Here is a 9,495-nt window from a genome sequence, read left to right as displayed (position 1 = left end):
GACTGTCACCGTCGGCTACGACACGGCCAACGGCACCGCCACGGCTGGTTCCGACTACACCGCCATCTCCGGCGGGTCGCTGACCTTTGCTCCGGGTGTCACCACGCAGACGGTCACCGTGACGATCAACAACGACAACGTGTACGAAGGCAACGAGGCCTTCAACGTCGTCCTCGGCTCGCCGACCAACGCCACCATCGGCACGGGCACCGGTGTCGGCACCATCGTCGACAACGACACGCCGACGCTGAGCGTGTCCAGCCCGACGGTCGTCGAAGACGCGGGCTATGCGGTGTTCACTGTCTCGCTGTCCAACCCGTCGACGCTCGCCACCACGGTCAACCTCGGCCTGGCCAACGGCACCGCTACCGGCGGTGGCGTCGACTACGGCTCGGGCACGGCCACCAACCTGCAGGTCTCCACCGACGGTGGCAGCACCTGGACCAACGCCACGGCCGCCACCATCGCCGCAGGCAGCACCAGCGTGCTCGTGCGCACCCCGGTCACCAACGATGCGCTGAACGAAGTCAACGAGACGTTCTCGCTGATCGCCACCACCTCGGCCGGCACCACCTCGAACGCCTCGGCTTCGGGCACCGCCACCATCACCGACAACGATCCGACGCCCTCGCTGTCGATCGGCAACGTCACCGTCAACGAAGCGTCCGGTACAGCCACCTTCGCCGTCACGCTGTCGGCTGCCTCCGGCAAGACCGTCACCGTCGGCTACGACACCGCCAACGGCACCGCCACGGCTGGTTCCGACTACACCGCCATCTCCGGCGGGTCGCTGACCTTTGCTCCGGGTGTCACCACGCAGACGGTCACCGTGGCGATCAACAACGACAACGTGTACGAAGGCAACGAGGCCTTCAACGTCGTCCTCGGCTCGCCGACCAACGCCACCATCGGCACGAGCACCGCTGTCGGCACCATCGTCGACAACGACACGCCGACACTGAGCGTGTCCAGCCCGACGGTCGTCGAGGACGCGGGCTTCGCGGTCTTCACCGTCGCACTGTCCAACCCGTCGTCGCTCGCGACCACGGTCAACCTGGGCCTCGCCAACGGCACCGCCACCGGCGGCGGAGTCGACTACGGTTCGGGCACCTCGAACAACCTGCAGGTCTCCACCGACGGTGGCGCCACCTGGACGGATGCCAGCTCAGCCACCATCGCCGCAGGCAGCACCAGCGTGCTCGTGCGCACCCCGGTCACCAACGATGCGCTGAACGAAGTCAACGAGACGTTCTCGTTGACCGCCACCACCTCGGCCGGCACGACCTCGAACGCCTCGGCTTCGGGCACCGCCACCGTCACCGACAACGATCCGACGCCATCGCTGTCGATCGGCAGCGTCGCCGTCAACGAGGGCGCCGGCACGGTGACCTTCACCGTCACGCTGTCGGCCGCCTCCGGCAAGACCGTCACCGTCGGCTACGACACGGCCAATGGCACGGCCACGGCCGGTTCCGACTACACCGCCATCTCCGGCGGGTCGCTGACCTTTGCTCCGGGTGTCACCACGCAGACGGTCACCGTTGCGATCAACAACGACAACGTCTACGAAGGCAACGAGGCCTTCAGCGTCCTCCTCGGCTCACCGACCAACGCCACCATCGGCACGGGCACGGGTGTCGGCACGATCGTCGACAACGACACCCCAGCGCTGAGCGTGTCCAGCCAGACGGTCGTCGAGGACGCGGGCTTCGCGGTCTTCACCGTCGCACTGTCCAACCCGTCGACGCTCGCGACCACGGTCAACCTCGGCCTCGCCAACGGCACTGCCACCGGCGGCGGCGTCGACTATGGCTCGGGCGTCTCGAACAACCTGCAGGTCTCCACCGACGGTGGCAGCACCTGGACCAACGCCACGGCCGCCACCATCGCCGCCGGCAGCACCAGCGTGCTGGTGCGCACCCCGGTCACCAACGACGCGCTGAACGAAGTCAACGAGACGTTCTCGCTGACCGCGACGACCTCGGCCGGCACGACCTCGAACACCTCGGCTTCGGGCACCGCCACCATCACCGACAACGATCCGACGCCCTCGCTGTCGATCGGCAACGTCACCGTCAACGAAGCAGCCGGTACGGCCACCTTCACCGTCACGCTGTCGGCTGCCTCCGGCAAGACCGTCACCGTCGGCTACGACACCGCCAACGGCACCGCCACGGCTGGTTCCGACTACACCGCCGTCACCGGCGGGTCGCTGACCTTCGCCCCCGGTGTCACCACCCAGACGATCACGGTGGCGATCACCAACGACACGCTGGCCGAAGCCTCGGAAACTTTCAACCTGACGTTGAACGGCGCCACCAACGCGACGATCGCCACTGCCACCGGCGTCGGCACGATCATCGACAACGACCAGCCGCCGTCGATCGATCTCGACCTGAACAACTCGACCGCCACCGGCCTGGGCTACGCGACGACCTACACGGAGAATGGCACCGGCATTTCCATCGCCGACACCGACATCAAGATCACCGATGTCGACAGCAGCACGCTCGCCAGCGCCATCGTGACGCTGACCAACGCGAAGAGCGGCGACGTTCTCTCGGTCGGCACCTTGCCCACCGGCATCACCGCCACCGTCTCCGGCGGTGTCGTGACCCTGAGCGGCTCCGCGACATTGGCGAACTACGAGACGGCGATCCGCGCGATCACCTTCTCCAACACCAGCGATACGCCGGACACCACCAACCGCGTGATCACCGTCACCGTCAACGACGGCAACAGCAACAGCGCCCCGGCGACCACCACGATCACCGTGGTGGCCGTCAACGACGCCCCGGTGGCCCGCAACGACGATGGCCAGATCAATGCCGGCAGCACGCTGGGCGTGAGCACCAATGACGGCGTGATCATCTCGGCGCCCAAGCCGGCCAACGCCGACACCGATCCCGACGGCGACGCCCTGAGCGTTGCCCGTGCGATCGCCGGCTCAGGCACGCCGACCACCGCCATCACCACGGGCGGCACGGCCATCACCGGCACCTATGGCACCCTGACGCTGAAGAGCGACGGCAGCTACTCCTACGTCGCCGACAACGCGAACGCGCTCGCCACGGGCAGTTTCGTCACCGATGTGTTCACCTACCAGGTCCGCGACCCGTCCGGCGCTACCTCCAACGCCACGCTGACCATCCGCGTCGATGGTCAGGCCGACACCGTGACGGCCGGCGCGCCGTCCACGACGGTGATCACCAACACCCAAGGCCTGAACGGCGAGTACTACGGCTACAACGACAGCGCCGTCTCCGGGAGCAACCGCCGCCACGCCGACGACGGCAGCGTCGGCAACCTCGACCGCGTGTCCGACTTCAACACGCTGGTCAATGCGCGCAACGCGACGATGGGCGGCAGCAACAACATCCTCGGCACCTCGACGGCCGCCGTCACCGGCACCGTCGACGCCCGCTTCATCGCCAAGACCATCGACTACGGCAGCTCACCCGACGTCAGCAACTCGCTCGGCTCGAACATCAACGTCGCGGCCGGCGGATCCACCACGGGCCTGACCGACAACAACAGCGCGCTGTTCAAGTTCCTGCACCGCACCGCCGGCAGCGACGCCGGCTCGCTGAGCGTCGAGAGCGGCACCGCTCCCGGCAGCGCCGGCAGCGGCGGCCCGACCAACGGCCTGGGCAGCACCACCGACGCAGGCGTGCGCCTGACCGGCGAGGTGTACATGGCCGCCGGCACCTACGACATCCGCGTCACCGCGGACGACGGCTTCCGCCTGATGCTGGACGGACACCAGGTCGCGATCTGGGACAACGTCCAGTCGCCGACCACCCGCGTCTACACCGGCGTGCCGATCACCGGCGGGCTGACGGCGCTGGAGTTGCTGTACTGGGAGCAAGGCGGCAGCGCCGTGCTGAAGATCGAGGTCAAGGCCACCGGCTCGGCCGACACGACCTACCAGACGCTGGGCACGAGCAACTTCGCGATGTTCAGCGACGCGAATGCGCCGACGCTGTCGGACACGCAGGACATCGTGATGAGCGGCGGCCAGTACGTGATCCGCACCGGCTCCACGCTGGACGGCGGCGTCGGCAACGACACGCTGACCGGCAGCGCCGCCCGCGACAAGCTGATCGGCGGCGCCGGCAACGACGCGCTGAACGGCGGTGACGGCGCGGACACGCTGATCGGCGGCAAGGGCAACGACGCGCTGACCGGCGGCATTGGCCACGACGTCTTCCAGTGGAAACTCGCCGACCAGGGCACGACCGCCGCACCGGCGCGCGACGTGATCACCGATTTCGACAACACCGCCAACTCGGGCGACGTGCTGGACCTGCGCGACCTGCTGGTCGGCGAGCTGCACACGGCCAACACGGTGACGACGGCTGCCCCCATCGGCACCAACAACGCGACGGCGATCACGGTCGACCACGGCAACCTGAACAACTACCTGCACTTCTCGGTGGTGGGCGGCAACACGGTGGTGGAGGTCAGCACCGGCGGCGGCTTCACCAACGGCACCTACAACGCGTCGGCGGTGAACCAGGTGATCACGCTGAACGGCGTCAACCTGGTGAGCACCTTCACCACCGACAACCAGGTGCTGGACGACCTGCTGCGGCGCGGCAAGCTGGTGGTGGATTGATGGCGGGCGGGCCGCCCGCCCGCTTCAACTGTTTTCGCTGATCCAGGGCCCGGTGGCCCCGTCGATGCCGCACTCCCACAGGCGCTGCGCATCGGCGGCGCTGCTCACGCCCTCGGCGTACACCTGCAGCGACAGCCCGTGCAGCAGCGTCACCGTGCCGCGCACGAAGGCGGCGCGGTTCTCGTCGCTGCCCACGCCCTGCACGATGGCCGCGTCGAGCTTCACGTAGTCGATCCCGGCCTCGAACAACCGCGGGATCTTGCCCAGCCGCTCGCCGGCATGCTCGAGCCCGAGCCGGATGCCGGTCGGGCGCAGCTGCCGGCCGAGCTCCTGCAGCAGCCCGAAGTGCTCGACGGCCGCGCTCTCCGCCACCTCGAGCCAGATCAGCCGCGCCACCTGCGGCGCATTCCACAGCAGCGCGCGCAGCCGTGCCGAGAAGCCGCTGTCGGCCAGCGACGACGGCGACAGGTTCACGCAGCGCGGCTTGCCGTCGCGCGCCGCATCGCGCAGCGCAAGCGCGAGCGCGCATTCGTCGATGTCGACCGTGAGCCGGCTGCGGATCGCCAGCGGCAGCCAGCGCGCGGCCGGCTCGTACACGCCGTTCGGCTCCAGCTGCAGGCGCAGCGGGCACTCGAGGTGGATCAGGTCCTTGCGCACGTTGACCAGCGGGAAGCTGACCAGGTGGGCGCGCTGCTGCCCGATCGCATCGCGGATGCGCTGGCGCCATGCGCCCTCGCCCAGCATCGCGACGGCGACACTGCCCTCGCCGCCCAGCTCCACCGCGAACGGCCCGCGGCTCTCGGCGCGCGCCAGCGCGGCATCGGCCTCGCTCATCACCTGCGCCATCGTCATCTCGCGGCGCAGCTCGAGCGCGCCGACGCTGACGCCGGCCTCGGCACTGAGGTTCGGCAGCACCAGGCTCAGCGCATCGGACAGCGCCTGCGCGGTCTCGCGCGCCATGCCGGCCACCGGCAGGCACAGCGCGAAGTCCGAGCCGTTCAGGCGGCCGATGAAGCAGCCCTTCACCCGGTCGCCGTACGGCCGCAGCGCCTGGGCCACGGTGGTGATCATCCGGTCGGTCTCGGCATGGCCGAGGGCCCGGTTCAGCCCGGCGAGGTCGAGCACGCGCAGCAGCACCAGGCCGCCCTCGGCCGCGCCGTCCTCGCGCTGCAGCATCACGGCCAGCTGGCCGAGGAAATGCGCCCGGTTCGACAACCCGGTCAGCCGGTCGCAGTTGGCCTGCTGGCGCAGCCCTTCCAGCTGCTCGGCCTGCGCCTGGAACGTGATGCGCAGGCGCCCCACCATCGTGTTCATCGCCTGCGTCATGCGGCGCAGCTCCGGCACGCCGGGCTCGGGCACCGTGATGAACTCGCCGCGCACCAGCGCCTGCGCCTGGTCGACCACCGAATCGAGCGGCCGCCGGATGCGCCGGATCATCAGCGTGCCGACGCCGCCGGCCAGCAACCCGACCACCCCCAGCGCCAGCGCCGACCACAGGCTGCTGCGCCACAGTTCGTCGTGCGCGTAGCCGCTCTGGCTGATCAGCTCGACGCGGCCGAGCGCGCGCCAGCCGTCGGATACCTGCGCCACGCCCTGCGGGGCAGAGATCGGCACCAGCCGCGCGAACCAGCCCGGCGCCTCGCGCGGGCCGCCGGAGGCCTCGCGCAGGAAGGCCACGCTGCCGTCGCTCGCGACGAAGCGGATGCGGCTGTAGTAGCCGCTGTCGAACTGCGCGGCCAGCAGCAGGTTCATCAGCTCCTTGTCGCCATGCTGCTGCGACAGCGCGAGCGCCAAGGCTGTCGCGTTGTCGGCGTTCTTCACGCCCAGCTGGGTCTGCAGGTAGCCGCGTGCCGATTCGACCGCGACGGTCACGCTGCCGGCAAAGGCCAGCAGCACCGTGCCCAGCAGCAACAACCAGATCTGGCGGATCAGCGACATGCTCTCTCCCTCGTTCGTTGACTCATTGGAACCCCTCGGCGCGGGCCTTCGCAAGCACTTCGCGCCAGCGCGACAGGCGCACCGACGGGTCGCCGGCCGCCTGCGGGCCGACGCCCTGCCACAGGCCGTCGCTGTTGAAGCTGAAGACGGGGGTCAGATCGGGCCGCCGCGACGCCGGCCGCACCTCGGTGATGAGGTTGTCGAGAATCAGCGGCTCGGCGTCCGGCGCGGCATACCAGGCGAGCACCATGTGCGCCTGCACCACGCCGTTCGGCCCGCCGATCTGCGCCCGCACGTAGACGAGCCGCAGCTTCGCGGTCGGCACGCCGAGCGCCAGCAGGCTGAAGTACTTGGCGATCGCGTAGTCCTCGCAGTCGCCGGCGCCCTTGCCCAGCGTCTCGAGCGGGCTGGCCCAGTAGTCGACCTGGCCCCAGACCTCGGTGTCATCGCGGAACAGCACGCGGCGGTTGAAGAATTCGTTGATCGTCTGCAGCCTGGCGGGCTCGTCCAGCCCCTGGGCGGCGGCCAGCACCGGCTGCAGCGCCCGCACGCCGTCGACGGCACGCGGCGAGATGCGCTGCGCGGCGGCCAGCATGCGGTCGGCGTCCCAGGCGCCGGACGGCACGCCGGCGAGCACGAGCGCCACCGCCACCATCCACGCGACGATGCCGCGGCCCGGCCGGCGGCAAGACATCACGTCGGGGTTCGGTTCAGCGCTGTGCACGTGCATCCATAAGGTTGGCCCCGACGTAAGGATGTCGTCATGGTGCGCGACGACTTGAGGCGTCAGCACGCCAGCACACCGAAGTCCGGCAGTGTGTGAGGAGTTGTGGCAGAAACGCCGTTTCTCGCACCCATTGCGTGAAATACTGTGGCCGCCTTGATGATCTCCCGACGCGCCCGGGCGAGCAGTTGTAGCGCGGCCACTACACTCCCATCGGGTTTACCGATGGGTTCGCTCAGAGACAGGATCACGATGCAGTTGAAGACCAAGAGCTTGCTCGCCGCCGCCGCACTGTCGTGCATAGGCCCCGCCCTCGCGCAAAGCAACGACACCCTGAAGGCGGCCGCCCAGAAGGCCGTGTCATCCAACCCTGAAGTCACCGGCCGGTTCAATGCCTACCGCGCGTCGTCCGACGCGATCGATGCATCGCGCGGCGGCTTCTACCCGCGACTCGACCTGAGCGCCAACGTCGGCCGCGACCGCGACAGCATCGATTCGCGCACGCCGGAGAGCCAGTCGACCAGCCGCAGCGGTGCGGCGCTGACGCTGACGCAGCTGCTGTGGGATGGCCTGGGCACCAGCAAGGACGTGAGCCGCCTCGGCCACGAGCGGCTGGCCCGCTACTTCGAGGTGGTCGACGTCACCGAGCTGACCGCGCTCGAAGCCGCGCGCGCCTACTACGACGTGCTGCGCTACCGCCGCCTGGTGGCGCTGGCCGAAGACAACTTCGTGCAGCACCGCAGCGCGTTCAACCAGATCAATTCGCGCGTGCGTGCCGGCGTCGGCCGCGGCGTCGATCTCGAGCAGGCCGGTGCACGGCTGGCGCTGGCCGAATCCAACCTGTCGACCGAGGTGTCGAACCTGCACGACGTGTCGGCGCGCTACCAGCGCGTGGTCGGCGAGGCGCCGCCGGCGGTGATGCCGCTGCCCGTGCCGCTGCGCCAGGCGATCCCGGCCACCGCGAACGAGGCCGCCGCCGAGGCGATCCGGCGCAGCCCGACGATCAGCGCGAGCGTCGAATCGCTGCGCTCGGCGCGCTCGCTGGTCTCGGTGCGCGAGAGCGCCTACCAGCCGAAGGTCGAGGCCCGCGTGCGCGCGGGTGCCGGCCGCAACTTCGACGGCGTGCAGGATCAGCGCCGCGACAGCACGGCCGAGATCGTGCTGAACTGGAACCTGTTCAACGGTGGCTCCGACCAGGCGCGCGTGCGCCAGCAGGCCAGGTTGCTGACGCAGGCCGAGGACCAGCGCGACAAGGTGTGCCGCGATGTGCGCCAGACGGTGGAGATCGCCTACAACGACACCCGCAAGCTGGTCGACCAGCTGGGTTACCTCGACCGCAACACGATCGCGATCGAGAAGGCACGCGACGCCTACCGCCAGCAGTTCGACATCGGCCAGCGCAGCCTCCTCGACCTGTTGAACGCCGAGAACGAGCTCTACACCGCGCGGCGTTCGTATGCGAATGCCGAGTACGACCTGGGCGTGGCTTATGTGCGCACGCAGGCGTCGATGAACCAGCTGAGCGCCCAGCTCGGGCTGGCGCGCGACCAGGGCGCGCCGGAGGCGCCGGACGACGCGAGCGGGTGGTCGGCCGATGGCGATGCGCCGGGGCGCTGCCCAGCCGATGCCGTGAGCTCGCCGCCGATCGATTTCGAGGCACTGTCGAGGCGTGCGGCCGCCGGCACCGGACCGGCCACGCCGATCGCGGGAGGCGCGTCGACGCTGCCGGCCGCGGTTGCGCCGGCCGCTGCGGCCAGCTCGCCGCTGCCGCGCCTGACGGCGTGGACGGCGGCCTGGGAGGCCAAGGACCTGCCGCGCTACCTCAGCTTCTATGCCCCTGGCTTCAAGCCGGCGCAGGGCTCGGTCGACGCCTGGAAGGCACGCCGGCAGGCGATGCTGGCGAAGTCCGGCTCGCTCAGCGTGAAGCTGGAGAACATCGACGTGCAGGCCATCGGGCCTGGTGTTGCGCAGACCCGCTTCAAGCAGACCTACACCTCGTCGGGCTACTCCGACGTCGTGAACAAGTCGGTGACGTGGCGGTTGATTGACGGCCAGTGGTTCATCACGAAGGAAAGCAACCTGTAGTTCGTCGCGCCGCGGCGCGTGCGCGGCGGGGCGGGTGAGGGGCTGGGCTGGGGGCTCATGCCGAGGCGGGCGGCGCCCTGGGGGCGCCGACTCCACGAAGAAGCTCGGCTTCGTGGGTGCATCGCCAAAC

The 9,495-nt window shown here is 69.5% G+C and carries 4 protein-coding genes; 2 read left to right on the top strand and 2 right to left on the bottom strand.

All coding sequences use genetic code 11. The annotated features are described in order from the left end of the window. Positions 1-4,618: beta strand repeat-containing protein (locus AC1DXV_RS26665; RefSeq protein ID WP_477936404.1), on the top strand; the 4,618-nt coding region annotated here is incomplete at its 5' end. A gap of 24 nt (positions 4,619-4,642) precedes the next feature. Here AC1DXV_RS26665 and AC1DXV_RS26660 read toward each other — a convergent pair. Both AC1DXV_RS26660 and AC1DXV_RS26655 read right to left on the bottom strand, forming a co-directional pair. Continuing rightward, the gene (locus AC1DXV_RS26660; RefSeq protein ID WP_477936402.1) at positions 4,643-6,556 is read right to left on the bottom strand and encodes an EAL domain-containing protein; all 1,914 of its coding nucleotides are present in this window, start codon (positions 6,554-6,556) and stop codon (positions 4,643-4,645) included. A gap of 22 nt (positions 6,557-6,578) precedes the next feature. Beyond that, positions 6,579-7,280 (bottom strand): transglutaminase-like cysteine peptidase, encoded by a 702-nt coding sequence (locus AC1DXV_RS26655; RefSeq protein ID WP_477936400.1) that lies wholly within the window; start codon positions 7,278-7,280, stop codon positions 6,579-6,581. 252 nt (positions 7,281-7,532) lie between these two features. On the opposite strand from AC1DXV_RS26655, the gene AC1DXV_RS26650 reads away from it, so the two are divergent. Continuing rightward, positions 7,533-9,365, top strand: a complete 1,833-nt coding sequence (locus tag AC1DXV_RS26650) for a TolC family outer membrane protein (RefSeq protein WP_477936398.1) — start codon at positions 7,533-7,535, stop codon at positions 9,363-9,365. Positions 9,366-9,495: the final 130 nt, after the last annotated feature.

It is taken from the genome of Rhizobacter sp. P3_C12, assembly GCF_056402735.1.
Note: the sequence above shows the minus strand (reverse complement) of the source record. Positions and strands in the feature narration are given on the sequence as shown.